Source organism: Nonomuraea bangladeshensis, from assembly GCF_039529455.1.
In the GTDB taxonomy this organism is placed as follows: Bacteria; Actinomycetota; Actinomycetes; order Streptosporangiales; family Streptosporangiaceae; genus Nonomuraea; species Nonomuraea bangladeshensis.
Window position 1 is genome coordinate 71,776 of sequence record NZ_BAAAMV010000007.1, and the last position, 22,150, is coordinate 93,925.

Here is a 22,150-nt window from a genome sequence, read left to right on the forward strand (position 1 = left end):
GAACCGGCGGCCCCGCTGAGTTAATCCGTGCTGTTAGATGTCTGTGCAACAACGTCCTAAGGTTACTCCGTGACTCTTCTGCGCGACGAGGGCCTCACCGCCGAGGAGCTGGCGGTCTGGCGAATGTTGCAGCGCGCCCAGGTCCGCATCACCCGCCGCCTGGAGGCTGAGCTGCTCGTCGCCCACGATCTGCCCCTGGCCTCGTACGAGGTGCTCATGCAGCTCGCCGAGGCGGACGGGCGGCGGCTGCGCATGAATGACCTGGCCGATCGCGTGCTGCTGTCGCGCAGCGGCCTGACCCGCCTCATCGACCGGCTGCAGCGCGACGGCCTGGTGACCCGCGAGGCGTGCCCCGACGACGCCCGCGGCCTGTTCGCGGTGCTGACCGACGCGGGAGCGGGCCGGCTGGCCGAGGCCACGCCCACCTATCTGCGCGGCATCAGGACGCAGTTCCTCGACATGCTGGGCAGCGGCGAGATCGGCCAGATCAGGGCCATGCTCGGCAGGCTCGACGGCGCCGAAGCAGGCGCCGAAGCAGGCGCCGGAGCAGGCGCCGGAGCAGGCGCCGGAGCAGGCACAGCCGCTAGCGCGGCTGGCGGCGGCGCTCTTTGACCTCGGGCTCCTGGAGCTCCTCCAGCAGCCGGCCCAGCTCGGCGCGCAGGTAGTCGCGGGTGGCGACCTCGTTGATCGCCAGGCGCAGCCCCGCGATCTCCCGCGTCAGATACTCGATCTCGGCCTGGTTGCGCTCGGCGGCCTCGCGGTCCTGCTCGTACTGGATGCGGTCGCGGTCGTCCTGGCGGTTCTGGGCCAGCAGGATGAGCGGCGCGGCGTAGCTGGCCTGCAGCGACAGCATGAGCGTCAGGAAGATGAACGGGTACGGGTCGAACTTGAGCGAGGGCGGCGCGGCCACGTTCCAGATCACCCAGACCCCGACGAACACCGTCATGTAGACGATGAACCTGGCGGTGCCGAGGAAGCGCGCGATCCGCTCGGACAGCCGTCCGAAGGTCTCCGGGTCGTAGTGCGGCCGCAGCGTGCGGCGCAGCTCGCGCGGCTGGTCGAGTCGTTCGGTGGTCACGTGTCGTCCCTCTCGCGCCAGTCCTCGGGCAGCAGGTGGTCCAGCACGTCGTCGACGGTCACCGCGCCGACGAGCCGGCCCAGCTCGTCCACGACGGGCGCCGCGACGAGGTTGTAGTTGGCGAGGTACGAGGTGACCTCGATCAGCGTGAACTCCGGCTTGATGGGGTCGATCGACGGGTCCAGCGCCGCGCCGAGCAGCGTGGAGGGCGGCTCGCGCAGCAGGCGCTGGAAGTGCGCCACCCCCAGGTAGGTGCCGGTGGGGGTCTCGGTCGGCGGCCTGGACACGAACACCTGGGCCGCGACGGCGGGCGAGAGGTCCTGCTGGCGGATGTGCGCCAGCGCCTCGGCCACCGTGGACGAGGGCGGCAGGATGACCGGCTCGCTGGTCATGACGCCGCCCGCGCTGTTCTCCGGGTAGGTGAGCAGCCGCCGCACCGGCGCGGCCTCCCCCGGCTCCATGAGCGCCAGCAGCTCGGACGCCTGCTCGTCGGGCAGCTCGTGCAGCAGGTCGGCGGCGTCGTCGGGGCCCATCTCCTCCAGGACGCGGGCCGCCCGCTCGGGCCCCAGCATGCCGAGGACGCCGACCTGGTCGTCCGGCGGCATCTCCTCCAGCACGTCGGCGAGGCGGTCGTCGTCGAGCGCGCGGGCGATCTCGGTGCGCCGCTTGGGCGGCAGGTGGTGCAGGGCGCTCGCCACGTCGGCGGCCCGCATGGACGAGAACGCCGCGATCAGCCCGGCCGCGCCCTGGTCCTGCTGGAGGGTGTCGAAGCCGGTGACCTCGTTCCAGTCGACCACGCGGGGGTCGCGCCGCCTGCGCCGGTAGACGGCGACCTTGGTGATCTCCCAGGTGGACGGCTTGACCTCCTCCATGGCCACGTCGTAGACGGTGACCTGCTCGCCGCCGACGCGTACGGACAGGTCGAGCAGCTCGCCGACGACCAGCGTCTCGCTCGCGCGCTGCTCGAACCTGCGCATGTTGAGCCGGCCGCTGAAGACGACGGCCCCGGCCTCGATGCGGCGGACGCGGGTGATGGGCAGGAAGACGCGGCGGCGCGGCTGCACCTCCACGACCAATCCGTGGATGTTGGGGCGGCGGCCGGGGCGCAGGCCCGCCACCAGGTCGCGGACGCGGCCGATCTGGTCGCCCGCCGGGTCGAAGACCGGGGTCCCAGGGAGCCGCGCCACGAAGATCCTCACGTGGCCAGGCTAACAGCGCCGTCCCATTGCGCCAGGTGAGGGCGACATGTCAGGATCAAACCTGCTTGACGGTAATTACGAGGCGGGAATGGTGTTGCGATGAGATATGCGGGGCTGGCGCTCGCGTTCGTGTCCTCGTGTTGTTTCGCGTTCTCGGGGCCCATGGCCAAATATCTGATCGCGGCAGGGCTGGCGCCGATCGAAGCGGTGTGGACGCGGATGGCGGGCGCGGGGCTGCTGCTGCTCGCCGTGCTGGCCATCGTACGGCCACGGGCGCTGCGCATCCCCCGCTCCCGCATGCCGTTCTTCGCCCTGTACGCGATCATGGCCGTGGCCGGGGTCCAGTCGCTCTACTTCGTGGCCATCACGCGGCTGCCGGTGGGCATCGCCCTGCTGCTGGAGTTCATGGCGCCGGTGATGGTCGTGGCCTGGGTGCGGCTGGTGCGCAGGATCAGGCTGGCGCCCGCCGCCTACGTCGGCGCCGTGGCGGCCGTCCTCGGGCTCGCCATCGTGGTCGAGGCGTGGCAGGGCATGCGGATCGACGCGCTCGGCCTGCTGCTCGGGCTGGCGGCCGGGGCCTGCTGCGCGGGCTACTTCCTCATGAGCGACAGCTTCGGCGACGACGTGGACCCGCTCGGGCTCATCGCCTGGGGCATGGCGGGCGCGGCCGTGGTGCTGGTGCCCTTCGCCCGGCCCTGGGACATCCCCTGGAGCGCTTTCACCCTCACCACCACACCGGCCGGGGGCGGGGTGAGCCTGCCGGTGCTGGGGGCGTACGTGTGGATGGTGCTGGTCGCGACCGTGGTGGCGTACATCCTGGGCGTCAACGCGGTGCGGCGGCTGTCGGCCGCCGTCGGGGCCACGGTCGCGTCGCTTGAGGTCATCGGCGGCGCCCTGGTGGCCTGGGGGCTGGTCGGCGAGACCCTCGGCGTGTTCCAGATCACCGGCGGGCTGCTCGTGCTGGCCGGCGCGCTGCTCGCGCAGACCGCGACCGCCTCGGCGCGGCCGGCGGAGGAGCCCGGCGAGCCCGGGCTGGCGTCCCTGGACGGGGTCAGCTCACGGGGGTGAGCCGGACGACGACGCACTCGCGGGCCCACCGCTCGGCGAGGTGCTCGGCGTCGCGGGCGTTGAGCCGCTCCTTGGCGAGCGCGGCCACCGCCTCGGGGGCCCGCTCCTGGTCGACGGCCGACACCGCGGCGTCGAACTCCACCAGCCTGGCGCCGTTGTCCTTGCTGCGCAGCGTCACGTGGACCCGGTCGAGCGCGTCGAGCCCGGGCAGGCTCTGCTCCTCGCCGCCCGTCACGAGATGGATCGCGCCGTCGTGCCAGACGTGCCAGGCCAGCCGGGGCCCGTCGGCCAGGCCGAGCCACAGGATGCCCGACTTCTTCGCGCCCTCCTCGACGCCGGGCGCCAGGGAGGGCTCCACGGGCATCAGGTGGCCTCGGAGTCGTACGGCGGGACCTCGCCGTAGCCCAGCTCGTCCACGACCGGCTCCGGCGAGTAGGAGGCCGCGACGGAGTCCAGCTCCTTCGGCTTGTCGTTCCAGGTGTCCTCGATGTCGTCGAGGAGATGCTTGCGGACGAACGTGCGCGGGTTGAGGTCGGCCGGGTCGAAGTTCTGGAACTCCGGGCCCAGCCCGGCCCGCAGGTCGTCGCGCGCGTTGTTGGCCATGCGGCGCAGGTTGCGCAGCGTCCGGCCGGCCTGCGCGGCGGCCTGGGGCAGCTTGTCGGGGCCGAAGACCAGCAGCGCGAGGACGACCAGCGCCGCTATCTCCCCCCACCCGAGTCCGAACACCGTGAGCTCCTACCGCAGTCAACGCCTCCGAGGACAACCCCGGCCTATCCACAGACTAAGGGCTCCCGGGCACCGCTACGATGCCCGGGCTCAGGACAGCCCCGGGACGGCCTCGGATCGGCGTCAGGACGGCGTCGGCGACGGCCCGTCCTCGGCCACCACCGTCAGCGTGGCCGTGCGTTCCTGCCCGGCGCGCTGGTACTTGATGTTGATCTTCGAGCCGGGGGCCTTGCTGCGGATCAGCGCGATCAGCTCGTTGCCGTCCTGCAGGGCGAGGCCGTCCATCTCCAGGATCACGTCACCGGCCCGGAGCCCGGCCTTGTCGGCGGGCCCGCCGGGGGTCACCGGCTGCTGGCCGCCCACGCTCGCGGTGGCGATCTTCACGCCCTGGCCGCGGTAGTCCTTCTCCAGCACGATGCCGATCTTCGGCCGCTTGGCCCGGCCGGTGCTGATCAGCTCCTCGGCCACCCGCCGCGTCTGGTTGACCGGGATCGCGAAGCCCAGGCCGATGCTGCCGCTCTGGCCGCCGATCGACCGGCTGAGCGTGGCGATGGCCGAGTTGACGCCGACGACCTCGCCGCGGCTGTTGACCAGCGGGCCGCCCGAGTTGCCGGGGTTGATCGCGGCGTCGGTCTGGATGGCGCTGATGTACGCGGTCTCCTCGCTGCCCCCGCCGGTCTCGTCGCCGGCGATGACGGGGCGGTTGAGCGAGCTGACGATGCCCGTCGTGACCGTGCCCGTGAGCCCGAGCGGCGAGCCGATCGCGATGACCGGGTCGCCCACGACCACCTGGTCGGAGTTGCCGAGGGTGATCTCCGGCGTGCCGAACGTCTCCTCCGGCTTGACCACGGCCAGGTCGGAGCCGGGGTCGCGGCCGACGATGCGGGCCGAGGTGGTCTTGCGGTTGTTGAACTGGATCTTGATCTCGCCGCCGTTGGCCGCCAGGGCGACCACGTGGTTGTTGGTCACCACGTAGCCGTTCTTGATCAGGAAGCCGGAGCCGGTGGCGCCCTCGGTGTTGGAGCCGTTGCCGACCTCCAGGGAGACCACGCTGGGGAGCACCCGCGCGGCGACGCCCGCGATGGAGCCGGGCTCGCGGCTGGCCGCGCCGGTGGGCACGGGGCCGAGGCTGTAGGAGGGGTCCGTGGCGGCCGAGCCGCTGGGCCTGGTCAGCAGGTAGGTGCCGACGCTGCCGAGGCCGGAGGCCACCAGCGCGATGGCGAGGGCGATGGCGATCAGCCCGCCGGTGCCGGGACCGCGCCGCCGGTCGCCCGCCGGCCCGCCGTGGGCCAGGGGCGGCGGGGCCCAGCCCGCGCCCATCCCGAGCGCCTGCCGGGGAGGCGGCGGCGTCCCGGGCCCGTACGGCGCACCGCCGAACGACGGGCCGCCGAACGGCGGGGCCGCGGAGTACGGGCCCTCGAACGACGGACCCCCGAACGAGGCGCCACCGGACGACGGGCTCTCGAACGAAGCGCCGCCGAACGACGGGGCCGAGGAGGACGGGCTCTCGAACGACGCGCCACCATAGGGCGGGGTCGAGGACGACGCACCGCCGAACGACGGCGCCGATGACGACGGGCTCTCGAACGAAGCGCCGCCGTAGGACGGGGCCGAGGAGGACGGGCCGGCGAACGACGGGCCGCTGATGGTGTCGGCGAGCGGCCGGTCATCGGACGCCCCGTCGCCGTAGGGGTTGTCGCCGGACGGCGGGCCACCGTCGGGCCGCCCGAAGCCGGGGCTCTCGTACTGGCGGGTGCCGTTGTCCTGGCCGCCGCCGGGCGCGCCGAAGCCGGGCGCGTACGACGGCCCGCTCCCGCCCCGCTGCTCCCCCGACGACTCGGGCGAGCCGCCGTAGGGCGCGTAGGACGGCTGGTACGGCGGCGCCCCCGCGGGCTCGGCGGCGCGGCCCGACGGATCGCCCCAGGAGGTGCCGCCGAAGGAGGCGGGGGGTTCCGCGCGCCCGCCCGGCGACTCGGCCGGGTGGTCGGCGGGCAGGAACTCCGGCCGCCCCTGTGACTCGGGGTAGTCCGACGGCGTGCGTCCTTCGGTGGGGCGCGGCGTCTCGTCGGTCATCTAAGTCTCACCACTCCTTGGCTCGGCCGCCGCAATCGTCGCCATTGCGACATACGAGGGTTATAAGGACCCGAACCCAGATCGTATGCCCGTACCATGCACGGCTACGCCAACCTCGGCCATCTCCGGCATATCGGAACCTCAGGGAGTGTGGACCGACGGAGCGCCCGTCGGCGAGTGCTGCAACTTGTACAGCTCGACCGGCGGCGTCGGGGTCTCCTGACCCGCGCCGGAGACGGCGAAGAAGGTGCCGAGCGCCACGGCGGCCGAGACCACGCTCACCGCGACGTACGCCGAGCGCCGCCTACCGCCACGGCCGGGGCCCGAAGCCCCTCCAGTGGCGTCCCTGCGGGGCCGGTTGTCCAGCGGGGCGATGCTGTGCGGGCCCGGGATGGGCACACCCCCGAAGGTACGGGTAGGAAAAGGGCGCTCCCTCGGCGGCAGCGGACCGCCCGGCTCCGCCATGCGGAGCAGGGACATCGTGAGGTCGGCCGGCATCGCCGGGCTCTCCAGCGAGCGCAGCCGCGCCTTCAGCGCGCGTACGGACTCGACCTCCGCCCTGCAGTCGGCGCAGAAGGTCAGGTGCGCGAGCGCGCGCTCGCGCTCGTGGTGGCCGAGTTCGCCGTCGACCAGCGCGGAAACGCGTTCTCCAAGATGAGCCATATCAGACTTCCTCCCCAGGGATCACGGACGGGGGGAGTTGGTTGGCACGGGGGGCCCGGTGGTCGAGGGCCTCCCGCAACTGCGCCCGACCACGGTGGATGCGGCTGCGGACCGTGCCCAGCTTGACGCCGAGCGTTTTGGCGATCTCCTCGTAGGAGAGCCCCTCGATGTCGCAGAGCACGATCGCGGCACGGAACTCGGGCGCGAGCGCGTCGAGTGCGGCCTGGATGTCGGGCTCCAGATGGGCGTCGTCGAACGCCTGCGCCGGCGACGGCTCCCGGCCGCGCAGCCGCTCGGCGGCGTCGTCGGCCAGCCCCTCGAACCTGATGCGCTGCTTGCGCCGCGCCATGTCGAGGAACAGGTTGGTCGTGATCCGGTGCAGCCACCCCTCGAACGTGCCGGGGGTGTAGCTGGACAACGACCTGAAGACCCGGACGAAGACCTCCTGCGTGAGGTCCTCGGCGTCGTGGACGTTGCCGGTCAGCCGGTACGCGAGCCGGTACACGCGCGCGGAGTGCGTCCGCACGACTTCCTCCCATGTGGGAGGCGTCCAGTCAGACGACACGGGAGCATCCGTCTGGTGGTCGCTCTCGTCCACCAGAACTCCTCTCTCTGGGACCACCGCTATCGCCATAGTGCCTGGTTTCGTCCCTTCGTGCGCACTGCCTGCCTTCCGGACCGGCAAAGCCCGTTTAAACCTGCAACGCCTCGGGACCCTCCTGAGTTCCCGTCCCGGCGTGTCTCCCCTAGGCTGCGATCGGTGCCAATCACGCGGACACATCGCACGAAAGTGGGGGGAGGCGGCCGATGACCGATCAGGTGGAGGCCACTCTGGCCTATGCGGAGCAGTTTCATCAGGAGGATGAGATCCTGCACGCGGCGCGGCAGCGCGGGCTGGAGATGGGGGCCGTGCCCGTCCTTCCCGGCGCGGGCGCGGCGCTGTGCTTCCTCGCCACCGCGGTCAACGCCAAGGCGGTGGTGGAGATCGGCACGGGCTGCGGCGTCTCGGGGCTGTGGCTGCTGCGCGGCATGCGCGCCGACGGCACGCTGACCAGCGTGGACGTCGAGCCCGAGCACCAGCGCCTGGCCCGGCAGGCGTACGCGGAGGCCGGGTTCTCCGGCGCGCGGGTGCGGCTGATCTCCGGTCGGGCGCTCGACGTGCTGCCCCGCCTGTCCGACGGCGGCTACGACATGGTCTTCGCCGACGGCGCGAAGCAGGAGTACGCCGACTATCTGGCCGAGGCCGTCCGCCTGCTGCGCGTGGGCGGCATCGTGGCCTTCGACAACATGCTGTGGCACAACCGCGTGGCCGACCCGTCGCAGCGCGACCCCGACACGGTCGCGCTGCGCGAGCTCGGCAAGCTGGTGCAGTCGGACGAACGGCTGCGCTCGGTGCTCATGCCCCTCGGCGACGGCCTGCTGGCCGCCGTCAAGGTGTCGGCATAGGGCGGCGGCTCACCCCCGGGTGAGTCGGCGTAGGGCGGCGGCTCACCCCCGGGTGAGCCACTCCAGCAGGACGCGGACGCCGAACCCGGTGGCGCCCTTGCTGAGCGTGCCCTCGTCCACGGTGCTGCGGCCGACCCCGGCGATGTCGAGGTGCGCCCACGGCCGCTTGCCCGCGAACTCCCGCAGGAACAGCGCCGCCGTGATCGAGCCCGCCCCGAAGCGCGAGCCCGCCTCGACGTTGGCGAGGTCGGCGACGGACGACTCCAGCGCGGGGGCGTACTCGTCGATGAGCGGCATCCGCCACAGCCGGTCGTCGCTCGCCTGCCCGGCCGCGACGAGCCGCCCGGCCAGGTCGTCGTCGGAGGCGTAGACGGCGCCGACGCTGCGGCCGAGCGCCACGCTGATGGCCCCGGTGAGGGTGGCGATGTCCACCACCGCGTCGGGGTCGAGCTCGGCGTCGGCGTAGGCGAGGGCGTCGGCCAGCACGAGCCGGCCCTCCGCGTCGGTGTTGAGCACCTCGACCGTGCGGCCGCCGTAGTGGGTGATGACGTCGGTGGGCCGCTGCGCGGTGCCGGAGGGCATGTTCTCGGCGGCGGCGACCAACCCGGTGACCCGCACCGGGGCCTTCAGCTCGGCGAGGGCGCGCAGCACCGCGATGACGACCGCCCCGCCCGCCATGTCGGTCTTCTGGGTCTTCATGTTCTCGGTCGGCTTGAGCGACAGGCCGCCCGAGTCGAACGTGATGCCCTTGCCGACCAGCACCACGTGCCGCTCCGCGGGCTGCTCGGGGGTGTAGGAGAGCTGGATGAGGCGCGGCGGGCTGACCGAGCCCTGCCCGACGGCGAGGATGCCGCCGAAGCCCTCGGCCCGCAGCTGCTCCTCGTCCCACACCCGCACCGGCAGGCCGGTCTCGGCGGCCCGCTCGGCGAGCCAGGCGGGGTTCTTGACCGAGGAGGGCGTGTTGGCGAGGTCGCGCGCCAGCGCCACCGCCCGCGCCGTGACCTCCGCCCGCTCCAGTGCCGCCTGGTCGGCCCCGGCGAACACCAGCCGCGCCACGGCCCTGCGCCCGGCGTCGCCGATGCGGAAGGTGTAGGCGGCCAGCAGCGCCGCCTCGGCGAACGCGGTGATCTCCCCGTCCGGCGGCACCACGGTCAGGGTGTCCTTGCCCTTGGCCCGGCGGGCGAGCGCGGCGCCCGCCCTGCGCAGCGCGGCCGGCTTGCCGTCGCCGACGCCGTAGAACAGCACTCGGCCCACGCCCCCCGCGCGGGCCACGGGCACCTCCACGATCTCCCCGGCCTCCCCCTTCGCCTCGTAGTGGGCCAGCAGGTCGCGTACGGGCAGGTGCAGCTCCACGTCGTGCGCGGGAGCGAGGTCGGAGGCGTACGGGATCGCCAGCAGCTCGGCGTCGGCGGGCACCTCGGCGACCACCGCGGCAGTGGTCTCAATGGGCACGGGAAATTCTCCTCAAACGTCAGCGACCCTGGCGCCGGTTCAGCCGGGTACGCGCCAGGGTCGTGAAACAGGTTGTCTCTCGGGAGCGCTCAGCCGACGACGTTCTTCAACGCCTCACCGAGGGCCTTGGCCTCGTCGGCGGAGATCTCCACGACGAGCCGGCCGCCACCTTCGAGAGGGACCCGCATGACTATGCCGCGCCCTTCCTTGGTGACCTCGAGCGGACCATCGCCGGTCCGCGGCTTCATCGCCGCCATGCGTGCATCCCTTCCTGCCTTGGGCTCCCGCGGCCCGCGATTTCCGACCTCCCAGGAGGGGTGGTCGGCGCATTCACGTCTTCTGTGATGTCCTATTCTCCCGCATCGAGAGCGCTCATGGGTAACGATCTCCTCCCAGAATGCGTTGTCGGGGCGTGCGAAGACGGCCAAACTGGACTGCGTGCACGCTCGCGCCGCTCTGTTCGATCTCTACGGGGACCACCTGCGCCGGCGAGGCGGAGAGGCGTCCGTCGCCGCGCTCGTCAGGCTCATGAAACCCCTGGAAATCGCGGCTCCCGCCGTCCGCACGGCGGTCTCCCGGATGGTGCGCCAGGGCTGGCTGCGTCCGGTCAGGCTGCCGCAGGGGCCCGGCTACGGCCTGACGCCCAAGTGCGTGCGCCGGCTCGATGAGGCGGCCGTGAGAATTTACCGAGCCGGGACCCCTCCCTGGGCGGGCCGCTGGCATGTCGTCGTCCTCGAGCCGGTCAGGGAACGCCCGCGCAGGGAGCGGCTGCGGGCCGACCTCACCTTCCTCGGCTACGCCGCTCTGTCGGAGACGACCTGGATCGGTCCACGCCACGCCGGCGAGCTGGACGCCCTGCTGGAGGGCGAGGGCGTGCGGGCCGACCGGTTCGAGGCCGCGCTCGACGGCGACCCGCGCGAGCTGGTGGCGCGGGCCTGGGATCTGGACGCCATCGGCGAGGCGTACGAGCAATGGCTCGCCGAGGCTGTCACGCTGATCAGCACGCTGCCCGGGTCGGCCCCGGACGACCAGGTCTTCGCCGCCCGCAGCAGGCTCGTCCACGGCTGGCGGAACTTCCTGTTCCGCGACCCCGGCCTGCCGGGCGAGCTGCTGCCGGCCGGCTGGCCAGGTGAGAAGGCCAGGGCCTACTTCGAGCAGGAGGCCGCCAGGCTGCTGCCCGCAGCCACCGCGTTCGTCGACAGGGAGTTGCCTTGATCCGCTACGACGTGGCCGACGCCGTCGCCACCATCACCCTCGACCGCCCCGACGCGATGAACTCGCTCACCACCGAGCTCAAAGTGGCGCTGCTCGACGCGCTGCGGCGCGCCGCGGACGACCGCGCGATCCGCGCCGTGCTGCTGACGGGCGCGGGCCGGGCCTTCTGCGCGGGCCAGGACCTGCGCGAGCACGCCGGCAACCTGGAGGCGGGACGCGGCCTCGACGACACCGTACGCCTCCACTACAACCCGGTCGTCGAGCTGCTGACCACCATGCCGAAGCCGGTCGTGGCCGCCGTCAACGGGGTCGCGGCGGGCGCGGGGGCGTCGCTCGCCTTCGCCTGCGACCTGCGGGTGGCCTCGGAGAAGGCGAAGTTCGCGCTCGCCTTCACGGGCATCGGCCTCGCCCCCGACTCCGGCGCGTCGTGGACGCTGCAGCGCCTCGTCGGACTCGGCCGGGCCGCCGAGCTGCTGCTGCTCGGCGAGCCGCTGGACGCCGCCCGCGCCCTGGAGCTGGGGCTGGTCACGCGGGTGGTGCCCGCCGACGACGTGCTGAAGACCGCGTACGAGCTGGCGGCGCGGCTGGCGCAGGGGCCGACGGTGGCGTACGCGGCCACCAAGCGGGCCCTCGCCCACGCCGCCACGCACGCGCTGCCGGACGCGCTCGCCCTGGAGGCCGACCTTCAGGACGAGTGCGCGGCCACCCGCGACCATCGCGAGGCGACCCGGGCCTTCCTCGCCAAGCAGCGCCCGGCCTTCACGGGCGAGTGACGCGCGCCACGCAGTCCGCGAGATGGTCGTTGACCAGGCCGATCGCCTGCATGAGCGCGTAGGCCGTGGTGGGGCCGACGAACCTGAAGCCGTGCCGCTTCAGCTCCTTGGCCAGCGCCTTGGAGCCGGGGGTGACGGCGGGGACGTCGGCCATCGTCCTCGGCACCGGCGAGTCGGGGTCGGCGTGCCGCCACACCAGCTCCGACAGGCCGACGGGGAGGTCCTGGGCGGCTCTCGCGTTGCTGATGGCCGCCTCGATCTTGGCGCGGTTGCGGACGATGCCGGCGTCGCCGAGCAGCCGTTCGACGTCCTGCTCGGTGTAGGCGGCGACCTTCGGGATGGAGAAGCCGTCGAAGGCGGCGCGGAAGTTCTCGCGCTTGCGCAGGATGGTCAGCCAGGACAGGCCGGACTGGAACGCCTCCAGCGCGACACGCTCGAACACCGCGTCGTCGCCCCTCACCGGGCGGCCCCACTCCTCGTCGTGGTAGGCGAGGTACATCGGGTCGGACATGCCGGCCCAGGTGCAGCGGATCAGCTCGGTCACTTCCGGTCGTCCCCGTCGGCGTCCTTGGCGTCCTTGACCCGCGCGGCCCGCGCCGGCTCCCCGTCTTCCGCGCCTTCCTTCTCCGGCGCGTCCGGCTCCAGCTCGCCCTTCTCCGCCTGGTCCTTCTCGGCGAAGTCCTTCTCCGGCTCGTCGTTCCCCGGCTCGTCGTCGGCGGGCAGCCGCCACTCGGGGTCCTCGGGCGGGTGCTGGAGCTCGGCCCCGCCGTCCCACGACACCGACGCGCCGCTCGACGTGACGGGATCGCCGGACTCCGGCAGCTCCCTGTCCACGGCCGGCGCCTCGGGCTCGTGCTCGGTCCGCAGCCCGGCGCCCGGCGAGGCGTAGACCTCCTGGCGCGCGTACAGCCGGCTGGACAGCAGCTCGGAGACGCGCTGCTCCAGCACGGCGATCCTGGTGTCGCGCTCGCTGAGCGCGGTGGCCGCGCGGCGCAGGGCCTCATCGACGCTCGCCGTGTGGTAGCCGACCAGGTTGACCGGCAGTTGGAGCGCCATGAAGTCGACCGCCGTGAGCTGTCCCGGCTCGGGCAGGCCGAGCGGAGGCACGTCCGGCGGGAACTCGGTCAGCTCACCGCCCCGGCCGAGGGAGACCACGACCACGCAGGCCAGAATGGCGATGGCGGCGATGGCGAGTATGACCAGCACATTGGCATCGTACTCATACCATCGGGGCATGAGGTCCGCACTTGCCGCGGCAGGTGCCGCTTCGGGCACGACCGTCCTGGTCAGCGGGGCGGGCCCCGATCAGGGGCCCGATCAGGGGGTGGCCTCGCCCAGCTCGGCGACGCTCGGCCGGACCGGCTGGGGGCGGGCCTCCAGCCGGGCGAACGCCTCCTCTACGGTCGTCGTCCACGAGATCGCGTCGAACACCTCGGGCCGGGTGAAGCCCTCGTCGTAGAGGTGGTGCATGAGCCGCTTGAGCGGGTCGTAAAGGCCCCAGGGGTCGAGCACCACGAGGGGCTTGTCGTGCATGCCCAGCACCCGCGCGGTCCAGATCTCGAACAGCTCCTCCAGCGTGCCGATGCCGCCCGGCAGCACCAGGAACGCGTCGGAGCGGGCGTCCATGACGCCCTTGCGCTCGCGCATGTCGCCGGTGACGATCAGCTCGTGCGACTCCTCGTCGGCCACCTCCATGTCGACCAGCACCTGCGGGATCACGCCGACCGTGCGCCCGCCGGCCGCGCGGGCCGCCGAGGTGACCGCGCCCATGCAGGAGATCGATCCGCCGCCGCTGACGAGCGTATGGCCGCGCCGGCCGAGCTCGGCGCCGACGCGGGCGGCCAGGTCGAGGTATTTCCTGTCGATGTGCAGGCTGGAGGCGCAGAAGACGCAGATGTTCACGTCGCGGAAGCCTATTGCGGCTCGGCGTGGTGGCCGGCGGCGGCCTCGATCTCCTCCTGACGCTGCCTGCTGCGGGCCCGGTCGGACTCCACGATGATGCGTACGGCCTCGTCGACGTCGTCGGTGACGGTGATGAGGTCGAGGTCCTTCGAGGCGATCTTGCCGGTGCCGAGCAGGCTGCTCTTGACCCAGTCGAGCAGGCCGCCCCAGAACTCGCTGCCCACCAGCACGACGGGGAACGAGGTGACCTTGTGCGTCTGCACCAGCGTCAGCGCCTCGAACAGCTCGTCCAGGGTGCCGAAGCCGCCGGGCAGGGCGATGAAGCCGCAGGAGTACTTCACGAACATGGTCTTGCGCACGAAGAAGTAGCGGAACTCGATGCCGAGGTCCACGAAGTCGTTCATGCGCTGCTCGAACGGCAGCTCGATGCCGAGCCCGACCGAGATCGCGCCCTCCACGTCGCGCGCCCCGCGGTTGGCCGCCTCCATCACGCCGGGTCCGCCGCCGGTGATGACGGCGTAGCCGGCCTCGGCCAGCGCCCGGCCGAGCGCCCGGCCCGTGCTGTAGTCGGCGGAGTCGCCGGGCGTGCGGGCCGAGCCGAACACGGTGACGGCGGGCGGCAGCTCGGCGAGCTGGCCGAAGCCCTCCACGAACTCGGCCTGGATGCGCATGACCCGCCACGGGTCCATGTGCACCCAGTCGGAGGAGCCCTGGCGGGCCAGCAGCCGCTGGTCATGGGTGGAGCTGGGCACCAGGCTGCCGCGGACGACGGCCTGGCCCTGACGGCGCTCCCGACGGTTCTGTTCCATGCGGATCACGCTAGCCCTTCTCCCGCGCGGTTCGCGGCCTGACGGCGAAAGCCCAGGTGGCGGGGTGGTTACGGGAATCGAAAAAAACTTTGGAGGCGGGGAACCGGATTTCGGCTCCCTCGCGTCTAACTGGCGAGGGTGCTGCTCGGGACTGAAAGTGGTCTTCCCCGCCAAATGGCCGGCGAGGAAGGCCACTTTCATTTGGTGAGCCAGTCCCGCATCGCGCGCTCGCCCTCCACGATCTTCGGCAGCGACACGTACTCCCCCTGCTGGTGCGCCAGGTTGGGATCGCCGGGGCCGTAGTTCACGGCGGGGACGCCGAGCGCGGAGAAGCGGGCGACGTCCGTCCAGCCCAGCTTGGCCCGCGGCGTGCCGCCCACGGCCGCGGCGAACGCCGCCGCCACCGGATGCGTCAGCCCCGGCCGGGCCGCAGGCGCCGCGTCGGTGAAGGTCACCTCGAAGCCGTCGAACACCTCGCGTACGTGCTGCTCGGCCTGCTCGACGGTCAGGTCGGGGGCGAAACGGTAGTTGACGGTGACCACGCACCGGTCGGGGATGACGTTGCCCGCGACGCCGCCGGTGACGCCGACCGCGTTGAGCCCCTCGTGGTACTCCAGCCCGTCGACCACCGGCCGGCGGGCCTCGTAGGCGTTGAGCCGGGCGAGCACCGGCTCGATCCCGTGGATGGCGTTGACCCCGAACCACGAGCGCGCGCTGTGGGCGCGCTTGCCGGTCACCGCGACCTCGGCGCGCAGCGTGCCCTGGCAGCCGCCCTCGATCACGCCGTCGGTCGGCTCCATCAGCACCGCGAAGTCGGCGAGCAGCCAGTCGGGGTGCTCCCTCGCGACGCGGGTGAGGCCGTTGCGCTCGGCCTCGATCTCCTCGCAGTCGTAGAAGACGTAGGTGACGTCCCTGTTGGGGGCGGGCACGGTGGCGGCCAGCCGGAGCGCGACCGCCACGCCGGCCTTCATGTCGGAGGTGCCGCACCCGTACAGCAGGTCGCCCTCGACCCGGCTCGGCAGGTTGCCCGCGACCGGGACGGTGTCGAGGTGGCCGGCGATCAGCACGCGCTCGCCGCGGCCGAGCTCGGTGCGGGCGACGACGGTCTCGCCGGAACGCTCCACCTTCAGGTACGGCAGCGCGGCCAGCGCCCGCTCGACGGCGTCGGCCAGGGCGCGCTCGGCGCCGCTCACCGACTCGATGTCCACGATCGCGGCGGTGAGCGCGCGTACGTCCTGGGTCAGGTCCAGCATCAGGTGTTCACCCCGTGTTCCCGCAGCACCTCGTTGAGCGCCGCCTTGTCGTGCCGCTGCCCCGGCTCCAGCCGCTTGATCACCAGCACGCACGGCAGCCCGAACGTGCCTCCGGGGAACTCCCGCTGCCGCGTGCCGCTCACGGCCACGCACCAGTCGGGGATCCGGCCCCGCGTCAGCTCCTCGCCGGTCTCCACGTCTATCACGGGGATCGAGGCGGACAGGATCACCCCGGCGCCCACCACCGCGCCCCTGCCGACCCTGGCGCCCTCGACGAGCATCGCGCGGCTGCCCACGAGCGCGTCGTCCTCGACCACGACCGGCACCGCGTTGGGCGGCTCCAGCACGCCGCCGACGCCCACCCCGCCGGACAGGTGCACGTTCTTGCCGATCTGGGCGCAGGAGCCGACGGTGGCCCAGGTGTCGACCATCGTGTTCTCGTCCACGTACGCGCCGATGTTGGTGAACGACGGCATCAGCACCACCCCGGGCGCCAGGTAGGACCCCCAGCGGGCGATCGCGCCGGGCACCACGCGCACGCCCTCGAAGGAGTTCTTCAGCGGGACGCGGTCCTGATGGTGGAAGTCGCCCACCTGGGAGCGGGCCATGCCGAGCAGCTTGAAGGCGAGCAGGATCGCCCTCCTGGCCCGCTCGTCGACCTCCAGCTCGCCGTCCACCAGCCGGGCGGTGCGGGCCACCCCGGCGTCGAGCAGGTCCACCGCGCCGATCACCAGGTGGCGGGCCTCGTCGTCCTGCGGTGACAGCTCCGCGCGGCGCTCCCAGAGCTCGTCGATGACCGGGGCTATCGGTGAGGAGGTGCTCGCGTCACTCATGGGCACGGAGCTTATCCGTACGGGTAGGTTCTTCAGGGTGCGCATGCGGTTCTCCCGTGAGGTCATCACCATCGTGATCATCGTGGTCGTCCTCGCCGTCGGCATCTCCGTGGGGCTCTACCACCTGCTGAAGAGGACCCCTCACCTGGCCGAGCCCGTGGCGGCCCACTGCAGCGTGCGCGCTCTGGGGTTCGACCTCGCCCTCGATCCCGAGCAGGCGCAGATCGCCGCCACGATCGCCGCCGTCGCGGCGCGCAGGAAGCTGCCCGAGCGGGCCGTGGTCATCGCCTACGCCACCGCGATCCAGGAGTCGAAGCTCTACAACCTCGACTACGGCGACCGCGACTCGGTGGGCGTGTTCCAGCAGCGCGAGTCGCAGGGCTGGGGCACGAAGAAGCAGATCATGGACCCGGTCTACGCCACCAACCGGTTCTTCGCCGCGCTGGTCAAGGTGAAGAACTACCGGAAGATCCCGCTGGCGGAGGCGGCGCAGGCGGTGCAGCGCTCGGCGGGCGGCTACGCCTACGCGCCCCACGAGGAGCAGGCGAAGGCCCTCGCGGCGGCGTTCACGGGGCGCGTGCCCGAGTCGGTGCACTGCTGGTATCCGTCGGGCGGCCGGACCCCGGCCCCTGCGCCGCGCACGGAGGAGGCGCGCAAGCAGCTCGCCCGCGCCCTCGGCAGCACGACGATCACCTCGCGCAGGCGGGGGTGGCTGGTGGCCGCCTGGTCGGTGGCCCACGCCGAGAAGTACGGCCTGAGCCGGGTGCGCTACGCGGGTGCGTCCTGGTCGAACGACCTGGAGGCCAAGGGATGGCGCACCGGCGACGGGTCGGGCACCGGCAAGGTCGAGCTGTCCTGAACCCGCGCCCCACTACGGTGATTGCGCGCAATTCCCGCGAGATTGCGGCGCGTCAGGAGGCACGGCGGATGACGGAGATGGAGCCGGGCGGGAGGGGCTGGGCGTAGCTGGCGGTCCAGGACTGGCCCTGGATGCGCTCGAAGGAGAGCAGCCGGCCGTCGCCCGCGCGGTAGTCGGCGAAGTCGAGCAGGCCCCGGTCGGGGTTGCCCGTGTCGCCCTCGCTGCGGAAGGCGGCCGTGCCCCGCTCGACGGGGAAGAACTCCACGCCCTCCATGATGAGCATGTGCTTGGCGGGGACCATGCCCTGGGTGGGCACCTCGGTCCAGAGCAGCACCACCAGGTGCGGCGGGTCGCCGGCGCGGACCTCGACCGACAGCCACTGCCGTCGTCGCGCGCTGTCGCGCAGCAGGAACTCCGTCCACTGCTGGCCCTGGCCGGAGATGTGCAGGGCGCCGAGCACTCGCGCGACCGAGCCCTGGACGTCGATCTTGTCGCCCACCCGGAGGGTGCGGGGGTCGGTGTAGTCGGCGCCGACCTGACGGGGGACGCTGGAGGGCACGTTCGGGGGCATGGCGGCGGACGCGGGGACGGGCGCGCTCACGGGCCCGCTCGTCGGGGCCGGCATCGGGCTCTCCGCGCGCGCGGACCCGGCCGCCGGCGGCGGCGTGCCCGCGCGGCCTCTCCTGTCTTGCCGCAACGTCGCCAGGAAGGCTCCGAGCAGGAGCAGGACGAGGGCGATGCTCAGCCCGAGAACGACCATGGAGGTCATGCTCATCGATCAGCTCGCTCCACTCGCGGTCTGCCTCGGCATAAGCCCTTATCGATTTATGCGTGCCAAACCTCACGGTTTGCTCTGACGCGCGATCCTACTGGAGGCGGCGCACCGCCGCACTGATGCGTTCGTCGGTGGCGGTGACGGCGATGCGGATGTGCCGCTCACCTGCCGATCCGTAGAACTCGCCCGGCGCGACCAAAATCCCTATTTCGGAAAGCTTTCGTACCTGGTCCCATGCGTTCTGCCCGTTGGATGCCCAGAAGTACAGCCCTGCGGTCGAATGGTCGATGTGCCAGCCGGCCTTCTCCAGGGCGGGGCGGAGCAGGGCGCGGCGGGCGGCGTAGCGCTCGCGCTGGGCGTCGGCGTGGGCGTCGTCCTCGAAGGCGGCCGTCATCGCGGCCTGGACCGGGGCGGGCATGAGCATGCCGGCGTGCTTGCGGATCTCCAGCAGCCGCTTGACCAGGGCGGGGTCGCCGGTCACGAACCCGGCGCGGTAGCCCGCCAGGTTGGAGCGCTTGGAGAGCGAGTGGACGGCGAGCAGCCCCTCGTGGGAGCCGCCGCAGATGTCGGGGTGGAGGATGGAGATCGGCTCCTCCTCCCAGCCGAGCTCGATGTAGCACTCGTCGGAGGCGACGACCGCGCCGCGCTCGCGCGCCCAGGCCACCACCTTGCGCAGGTGCTCGGCGGGCAGCACCCGGCCCGTCGGGTTGCCGGGCGAGTTGACCCAGACGAGGTCGACGCGCTCGGGGCCGAGCGCGAGCGTGCTGTCGGAGGCCGTGCCCTCCGCCCCCGCGAGCCGCGCGCCCACGTCGTAGGTGGGATAGGCCAGCTCGGGGAAGACCACCCTGCGCGCGCCCAGATAGGTGGGCAGCCAGGCGACGAACTCCTTGGAGCCGATCAGCGGGAGCACGTCACGCTGGCCGACCTCGACGCCGTGCCGGCGGCGCAGCCAGCCGGCCGCCGCCTCGCGCAGCGCCTTGGTGCCGTGCGTCAAGGGATAGCCGGGGCTGTCGGCGGCCCCGGTCAGCGCCTGCCGGACGATCTCGGGCACGGGATCGACCGGCGTGCCGACCGAGAGGTCGACGATGCCGTCGGGATGAGCGAGCGCGCGCTCTTTGTACGGCTCCAGCCGGTCCCAGGGAAAGTCAGGCAGGTTGTTCACGGTGCTCCAGGGTGTCGCTCTGCCGTACGGCGCGTGCGCGGGCACGCCACGCGGACGGGGCGCATCCAGACGTGGATGCCCCCGTGCCCGACGTGGGACCGCTCAGTGATCCTCGCCCTGCGGCGGCAGCGCCGCCACCACCGGGTGGTCCTTGTCGATCTTGCCGACCTTCGAGGCGCCGCCCGGCGAGCCGAGCTCCTCGAAGAAGTCGACGTTGGCCTTGTAGAAGTCCTTCCACTGCTCGGGAAGGTCGTCCTCATAGAAAATGGCCTCGACGGGGCATACAGGCTCACACGCGCCGCAGTCCACGCACTCGTCGGGGTGGATGTAAAGCATGCGCTCGCCCTCGTAGATGCAATCGACGGGGCACTCCTCGATGCACGCCTTGTCCAGGACGTCCACGCAAGGCTGCGCGATGACGTAGGTCACCTCGAGCTCCTTCTTCTCCGCACCATGGCATGACTTCTGACCGCGGTTTGCTACGCCCTAGTATTGCCGTGCTTGCCAGCTGGCCGAAACGGAGGGTGGCAAACTCGTGGCCGCACGCCTCGTCATCGCGATCACAACTCAGGACATAGGCGCCCGGATCACCACGCGGCGCAGGGTTCCCGGCGGGTTCCGCGACGCGGTGGGCGTCCTGGAGTCCTGGGAGCACGGGGTTCTGCGCGTACGTAAAAAAGACGGCACGCTGGTGGAGATCTCCGAGGAGACGCTGGTCGCGGCCAGGGTCGTTCCCGCCGCGCCTCCTCGACCTGCGGCGCGGTAGCGGTCAGTATTCGTCATGTGACCGTACGTACCTGCGCCGCCGCAGCCGCAATCCTCGCCAGCGCCGGATGCGGCGCGTCGTCCACCGACCCCGCCCCGGCCAAGAACCTGCCGCCGGTGAACGTGCAGGCGGGCTCGCTCAAGGCGGGCTTCTCCAGCATGGACCGCCTGGTCGAGGCGGCCAAGCGCGAGGGGCAGCTCAACGTCATCGCGCTGCCGCGCGAATGGGTCAACTACGGCGAGGTGATCGACGCCTTCGCCGACAAGTACGGCATCAAGGTCAACGAACTGGAGCCGAACGCCAGCAGCAGGCGGCAGATCGACGCCGCCGCCGCGCTCAAGCCCGACGTGTTCGATCTCACGCTGGACGTGGCGGTCAAGGAGGCGGCCAGGTTCGCGCCGTACAAGGTGCAGGGCTGGCTGGACGTCCCCGACCGCGTCAAGGACCCGTCCGGCGCCTGGTACGCCGCCTACGGCGGCTACATGTCCATCGGCTACGACCCCCGCGCCGTCAAGGCCCCGGCCTCCTTCGCCGACCTGCTCAACCCCGGCTACCAGGTGGCGCTCGACGGCGACCCGCTCCGCTCGGCCTCCGCCTTCGGAGGCGTGATGGCGGCCTCCATGCGCGGCGGCGTGCCGCGGCCCGACCAGGGCGTGAGCCTGTTCGCCAGGCTCAAGCAGGCCGGGCGGCTCACCGACCTCGCCAAGGCCAACACCATCGTGGCCTGGGACCACCTCAACGCCGCCCGCGGCGCCGCGCACTCCGACCGCTGGAAGGTCGTCATCCCGAGGGACGCGGCGCTCGGCGACTACCACGTGCAGGCGATCAACAAGGCCGCCCCGCATCCGGCCGCCGCCCGGCTGTGGCAGGAGTTCCTGTTCTCCGACGAGGGCCAGAACCTGCTGCAGAAGGGCTGGGCCCGTCCGTCCCGGAGCGAGGCCATGGCCATGAAGGGCACGCTGGACGCCGAGCAGGCCGCCAGGCTGCCCAAGGCGCCCGGCCCGCCGATCCTGCTCACGATCCCGCAGGAGGATGCCGGGAAGGCGTACCTGCGTAAGGAATGGGCCAAGAGTGTGGGATGAGTCAGTAGTGACTTGATATGTCGTAGGGACGATCAGGCTCTAAAGTGAACAGACAGCACGGCCACGGGGGCCCGATGTCTGAGGAAAAGTGAGCTGATCGTCTTGCGATACGACACACCGAGTTTGGAGCGGTGGAACAGTCGCGCCTACGACAGCAGCTTCGGCTACGTCTCCACCCAGGGCGCGCCACTGGTCGACCTGCTGGATCCGCGGCCCGGGGAGCGGGTGCTCGACCTCGGCTGCGGCACCGGCGTGCTCACCGCGCAGATCGCCTTCCGCGGCGCCGAGGTCCTCGGCATCGACGGCTCGTCCGCGATGATCGAGAAGGCGCTGGCACAATACCCGGGCATCAACTTCATCGTCGGCGACGGGCACGACTTCTCCGTGGTGGACCCGTACGACGCGGTCTTCTCCAACGCGGCGCTGCACTGGATGAGCCGCGACCCCGACACCGTGATCGCCAACGTGCGCGAGTCGCTGACGCCCGGCGGGCGCTTCGTCGCCGAGATGGGCGGGGCCGGCAACTGCGCCGAGCTGACCGCCGCGATGCTGACCGCCTGGCGCGAGTACGGCCTGCGCGAGCCCGAGATGCCGTGGTACTTTCCCTCGCCCGCGGAATACGCCCGCCGTCTGGAGAAAGAGGGTTTCGTCGTCCGGTTGCTGGAATACTTCGACCGGCCGACCCCGCTCGACGAATGCCCTGGCGGAGCCGCCGACTGGGTGCGGATGTTCGCCTCGTCGGCCCTCGCCGGGCTGCCCCCGGAGATCGTGGAGCCCCTGCTTCATCGCGTCAACGAACTGGCGGCGCCCGCGCTTCGCAGGGAGACTGGCTGGATGGCCGACTACGTGCGTCTACGCTTCGCCGCCGTACGGCGCTGATGCGTAGTGCATGATGCGTAGGGCTAATTTGCCGGACTATGGTCTGTTCCGTGGGCGGCGAGATGACGGCTGCACCGCCGCGGCGGCGTGAGGGGTGAACGGAACGGGATGAATTTCTGCCTGAGCGACCTCGTTCC

27 protein-coding genes are annotated in these 22,150 nt (G+C 72.0%); 9 read left to right on the top strand and 18 right to left on the bottom strand.

What is annotated here, in order from left to right; genetic code table 11:
• The first annotated feature begins 69 nt into the window (after positions 1 to 69).
• Complete coding sequence (locus ABD292_RS23320) at positions 70 to 612, top strand: MarR family winged helix-turn-helix transcriptional regulator (protein WP_344210610.1); 543 nt, start codon at positions 70 to 72, stop codon at positions 610 to 612.
• Here the strand turns inward: ABD292_RS23320 and ABD292_RS23325 are convergent.
• The gene (locus ABD292_RS23325; protein WP_344210612.1) at positions 584 to 1,078 is read right to left on the bottom strand and encodes a DUF1003 domain-containing protein; all 495 of its coding nucleotides are present in this window, start codon (positions 1,076 to 1,078) and stop codon (positions 584 to 586) included. The genes ABD292_RS23320 and ABD292_RS23325 overlap by 29 nt on opposite strands.
• On the bottom strand, positions 1,075 to 2,277 hold the full coding sequence (locus tag ABD292_RS23330) for a magnesium transporter MgtE N-terminal domain-containing protein (RefSeq protein ID WP_344210614.1): 1,203 nt from the start codon (positions 2,275 to 2,277) through the stop codon (positions 1,075 to 1,077). The genes ABD292_RS23325 and ABD292_RS23330 overlap by 4 nt, the downstream gene beginning before the upstream one ends.
• Before the next feature lie 99 nt (positions 2,278 to 2,376).
• Between ABD292_RS23330 and ABD292_RS23335 the strand changes: the two genes are divergently transcribed.
• The gene (locus ABD292_RS23335; RefSeq protein ID WP_344210616.1) at positions 2,377 to 3,345 is read left to right on the top strand and encodes an EamA family transporter; all 969 of its coding nucleotides are present in this window, start codon (positions 2,377 to 2,379) and stop codon (positions 3,343 to 3,345) included.
• On the opposite strand, the gene ABD292_RS23340 is transcribed toward ABD292_RS23335, so the two are convergent.
• The 5 genes from ABD292_RS23340 to sigE form a co-directional block, all read right to left on the bottom strand.
• Complete coding sequence (locus ABD292_RS23340; protein ID WP_344210618.1) at positions 3,329 to 3,709, bottom strand: hypothetical protein; 381 nt, start codon at positions 3,707 to 3,709, stop codon at positions 3,329 to 3,331. The genes ABD292_RS23335 and ABD292_RS23340 overlap by 17 nt on opposite strands.
• Positions 3,709 to 4,071: a sec-independent translocase gene (locus ABD292_RS23345; protein ID WP_329590060.1), complete on the bottom strand. Its 363-nt coding sequence runs from the start codon at positions 4,069 to 4,071 to the stop codon at positions 3,709 to 3,711. Before ABD292_RS23345 ends, ABD292_RS23340 begins: the two co-directional genes overlap by 1 nt.
• Before the next feature lie 123 nt (positions 4,072 to 4,194).
• Positions 4,195 to 6,144, bottom strand: a complete 1,950-nt coding sequence (locus tag ABD292_RS23350) for a trypsin-like peptidase domain-containing protein (RefSeq protein WP_344210623.1) — start codon at positions 6,142 to 6,144, stop codon at positions 4,195 to 4,197.
• Between the two features lie 141 nt (positions 6,145 to 6,285).
• The gene (locus ABD292_RS23355; protein ID WP_344210625.1) at positions 6,286 to 6,807 is read right to left on the bottom strand and encodes an anti-sigma factor family protein; all 522 of its coding nucleotides are present in this window, start codon (positions 6,805 to 6,807) and stop codon (positions 6,286 to 6,288) included.
• Between the two features lies 1 nt (position 6,808).
• Entirely contained in the window at positions 6,809 to 7,441 is a 633-nt protein-coding gene (sigE, locus tag ABD292_RS23360; RefSeq protein ID WP_329590055.1) for an RNA polymerase sigma factor SigE, read from the bottom strand.
• 173 nt (positions 7,442 to 7,614) lie between these two features.
• On the opposite strand from sigE, the gene ABD292_RS23365 reads away from it, so the two are divergent.
• Positions 7,615 to 8,253, top strand: a complete 639-nt coding sequence (locus tag ABD292_RS23365; RefSeq protein WP_344210627.1) for an O-methyltransferase — start codon at positions 7,615 to 7,617, stop codon at positions 8,251 to 8,253.
• 42 nt (positions 8,254 to 8,295) lie between these two features.
• On the opposite strand, the gene ABD292_RS23370 is transcribed toward ABD292_RS23365, so the two are convergent.
• Both ABD292_RS23370 and ABD292_RS23375 read right to left on the bottom strand, forming a co-directional pair.
• Positions 8,296 to 9,705 carry a leucyl aminopeptidase gene (locus tag ABD292_RS23370; RefSeq protein WP_344210629.1) on the bottom strand — a complete coding sequence of 470 codons (1,410 nt, stop codon included), beginning with the start codon at positions 9,703 to 9,705 and terminating at the stop codon, positions 8,296 to 8,298.
• Between the two features lie 89 nt (positions 9,706 to 9,794).
• The gene (locus tag ABD292_RS23375) at positions 9,795 to 9,962 is read right to left on the bottom strand and encodes a DUF3117 domain-containing protein (protein WP_020545024.1); all 168 of its coding nucleotides are present in this window, start codon (positions 9,960 to 9,962) and stop codon (positions 9,795 to 9,797) included.
• Between the two features lie 181 nt (positions 9,963 to 10,143).
• On the opposite strand from ABD292_RS23375, the gene ABD292_RS23380 reads away from it, so the two are divergent.
• Together ABD292_RS23380 and ABD292_RS23385 are read left to right on the top strand one after the other, a co-directional pair.
• The gene (locus ABD292_RS23380) at positions 10,144 to 10,920 is read left to right on the top strand and encodes a PaaX family transcriptional regulator (RefSeq protein ID WP_344210631.1); all 777 of its coding nucleotides are present in this window, start codon (positions 10,144 to 10,146) and stop codon (positions 10,918 to 10,920) included.
• Positions 10,917 to 11,693: an enoyl-CoA hydratase-related protein gene (locus ABD292_RS23385; RefSeq protein ID WP_344210633.1), complete on the top strand. Its 777-nt coding sequence runs from the start codon at positions 10,917 to 10,919 to the stop codon at positions 11,691 to 11,693. The genes ABD292_RS23380 and ABD292_RS23385 overlap by 4 nt, the downstream gene beginning before the upstream one ends.
• Here ABD292_RS23385 and ABD292_RS23390 read toward each other — a convergent pair.
• The 6 genes from ABD292_RS23390 to ABD292_RS23415 all read right to left on the bottom strand — a co-directional run bounded on the left by ABD292_RS23390 (position 11,680) and on the right by ABD292_RS23415 (position 16,490).
• Positions 11,680 to 12,237: a DNA-3-methyladenine glycosylase I gene (locus ABD292_RS23390; protein WP_344210635.1), complete on the bottom strand. Its 558-nt coding sequence runs from the start codon at positions 12,235 to 12,237 to the stop codon at positions 11,680 to 11,682. The genes ABD292_RS23385 and ABD292_RS23390 overlap by 14 nt on opposite strands.
• Complete coding sequence (locus ABD292_RS23395) at positions 12,234 to 12,899, bottom strand: hypothetical protein (protein WP_344210637.1); 666 nt, start codon at positions 12,897 to 12,899, stop codon at positions 12,234 to 12,236. Before ABD292_RS23395 ends, ABD292_RS23390 begins: the two co-directional genes overlap by 4 nt.
• Before the next feature lie 111 nt (positions 12,900 to 13,010).
• Positions 13,011 to 13,595, bottom strand: coding sequence for an LOG family protein (locus ABD292_RS23400; RefSeq protein ID WP_344210639.1), 585 nt, complete (start codon positions 13,593 to 13,595; stop codon positions 13,011 to 13,013).
• An 11-nt stretch (positions 13,596 to 13,606) separates the two neighbouring features.
• On the bottom strand, positions 13,607 to 14,404 hold the full coding sequence (locus tag ABD292_RS23405; RefSeq protein WP_344210641.1) for an LOG family protein: 798 nt from the start codon (positions 14,402 to 14,404) through the stop codon (positions 13,607 to 13,609).
• A gap of 197 nt (positions 14,405 to 14,601) precedes the next feature.
• On the bottom strand, positions 14,602 to 15,657 hold the full coding sequence (gene dapE, locus ABD292_RS23410; protein ID WP_344210643.1) for a succinyl-diaminopimelate desuccinylase: 1,056 nt from the start codon (positions 15,655 to 15,657) through the stop codon (positions 14,602 to 14,604).
• Positions 15,657 to 16,490, bottom strand: a complete 834-nt coding sequence (locus ABD292_RS23415) for a 2,3,4,5-tetrahydropyridine-2,6-dicarboxylate N-succinyltransferase (RefSeq protein WP_344210645.1) — start codon at positions 16,488 to 16,490, stop codon at positions 15,657 to 15,659. The genes dapE and ABD292_RS23415 overlap by 1 nt, the downstream gene beginning before the upstream one ends.
• 43 nt (positions 16,491 to 16,533) lie before the next feature.
• Between ABD292_RS23415 and ABD292_RS23420 the strand changes: the two genes are divergently transcribed.
• Entirely contained in the window at positions 16,534 to 17,349 is an 816-nt protein-coding gene (locus ABD292_RS23420; protein ID WP_344210647.1) for a hypothetical protein, read from the top strand.
• A gap of 52 nt (positions 17,350 to 17,401) precedes the next feature.
• Here ABD292_RS23420 and ABD292_RS23425 read toward each other — a convergent pair whose 3' ends face one another.
• From ABD292_RS23425 to fdxA, 3 genes are all read right to left on the bottom strand, one after another.
• The gene (locus ABD292_RS23425) at positions 17,402 to 18,124 is read right to left on the bottom strand and encodes a DUF4178 domain-containing protein (RefSeq protein WP_344210649.1); all 723 of its coding nucleotides are present in this window, start codon (positions 18,122 to 18,124) and stop codon (positions 17,402 to 17,404) included.
• Between the two features lie 91 nt (positions 18,125 to 18,215).
• On the bottom strand, positions 18,216 to 19,286 hold the full coding sequence (gene dapC, locus ABD292_RS23430) for a succinyldiaminopimelate transaminase (RefSeq protein ID WP_344210651.1): 1,071 nt from the start codon (positions 19,284 to 19,286) through the stop codon (positions 18,216 to 18,218).
• Positions 19,287 to 19,388: 102 nt separating this feature from the next.
• Positions 19,389 to 19,715, bottom strand: a complete 327-nt coding sequence (gene fdxA / locus ABD292_RS23435) for a ferredoxin (RefSeq protein ID WP_242372683.1) — start codon at positions 19,713 to 19,715, stop codon at positions 19,389 to 19,391.
• A gap of 106 nt (positions 19,716 to 19,821) precedes the next feature.
• Here fdxA and ABD292_RS23440 point away from each other — a divergent pair, with 106 nt between their 5' ends.
• The 3 genes from ABD292_RS23440 to ABD292_RS23450 all read left to right on the top strand — a co-directional run bounded on the left by ABD292_RS23440 (position 19,822) and on the right by ABD292_RS23450 (position 22,013).
• A complete protein-coding gene (locus ABD292_RS23440) occupies positions 19,822 to 20,052 on the top strand; it encodes a putative acetyltransferase (RefSeq protein ID WP_344210654.1) in 231 nt (76 codons plus the stop codon).
• A gap of 17 nt (positions 20,053 to 20,069) precedes the next feature.
• Positions 20,070 to 21,134: an ABC transporter substrate-binding protein gene (locus tag ABD292_RS23445; protein ID WP_344210656.1), complete on the top strand. Its 1,065-nt coding sequence runs from the start codon at positions 20,070 to 20,072 to the stop codon at positions 21,132 to 21,134.
• 102 nt (positions 21,135 to 21,236) lie between these two features.
• Entirely contained in the window at positions 21,237 to 22,013 is a 777-nt protein-coding gene (locus tag ABD292_RS23450; protein WP_344210658.1) for a class I SAM-dependent methyltransferase, read from the top strand.
• Positions 22,014 to 22,150 lie beyond the last annotated feature (137 nt).

What these genes read in the sequence shown, in the direction of transcription:
- ABD292_RS23335 (WP_344210616.1), top strand. Translation starts at nt 2,377, where the DNA reads ATGAGATATGCGGGGCTGGCGCTCGCGTTCGTGTCCTCGTGTTGTTTC.
- ABD292_RS23340 (WP_344210618.1), bottom strand. Translation starts at nt 3,709, where the DNA reads ATGCCCGTGGAGCCCTCCCTGGCGCCCGGCGTCGAGGAGGGCGCGAAG.
- ABD292_RS23350 (WP_344210623.1), bottom strand. Translation starts at nt 6,144, where the DNA reads ATGACCGACGAGACGCCGCGCCCCACCGAAGGACGCACGCCGTCGGAC.
- ABD292_RS23355 (WP_344210625.1), bottom strand. Translation starts at nt 6,807, where the DNA reads ATGGCTCATCTTGGAGAACGCGTTTCCGCGCTGGTCGACGGCGAACTC.
- sigE (WP_329590055.1), bottom strand. Translation starts at nt 7,441, where the DNA reads ATGGCGATAGCGGTGGTCCCAGAGAGAGGAGTTCTGGTGGACGAGAGC.
- ABD292_RS23365 (WP_344210627.1), top strand. Translation starts at nt 7,615, where the DNA reads ATGACCGATCAGGTGGAGGCCACTCTGGCCTATGCGGAGCAGTTTCAT.
- ABD292_RS23375 (WP_020545024.1), bottom strand. Translation starts at nt 9,962, where the DNA reads ATGGCGGCGATGAAGCCGCGGACCGGCGATGGTCCGCTCGAGGTCACC.
- ABD292_RS23405 (WP_344210641.1), bottom strand. Translation starts at nt 14,404, where the DNA reads ATGGAACAGAACCGTCGGGAGCGCCGTCAGGGCCAGGCCGTCGTCCGC.
- dapE (WP_344210643.1), bottom strand. Translation starts at nt 15,657, where the DNA reads ATGCTGGACCTGACCCAGGACGTACGCGCGCTCACCGCCGCGATCGTG.
- ABD292_RS23415 (WP_344210645.1), bottom strand. Translation starts at nt 16,490, where the DNA reads ATGAGTGACGCGAGCACCTCCTCACCGATAGCCCCGGTCATCGACGAG.
- ABD292_RS23420 (WP_344210647.1), top strand. Translation starts at nt 16,534, where the DNA reads ATGCGGTTCTCCCGTGAGGTCATCACCATCGTGATCATCGTGGTCGTC.
- ABD292_RS23425 (WP_344210649.1), bottom strand. Translation starts at nt 18,124, where the DNA reads ATGAGCATGACCTCCATGGTCGTTCTCGGGCTGAGCATCGCCCTCGTC.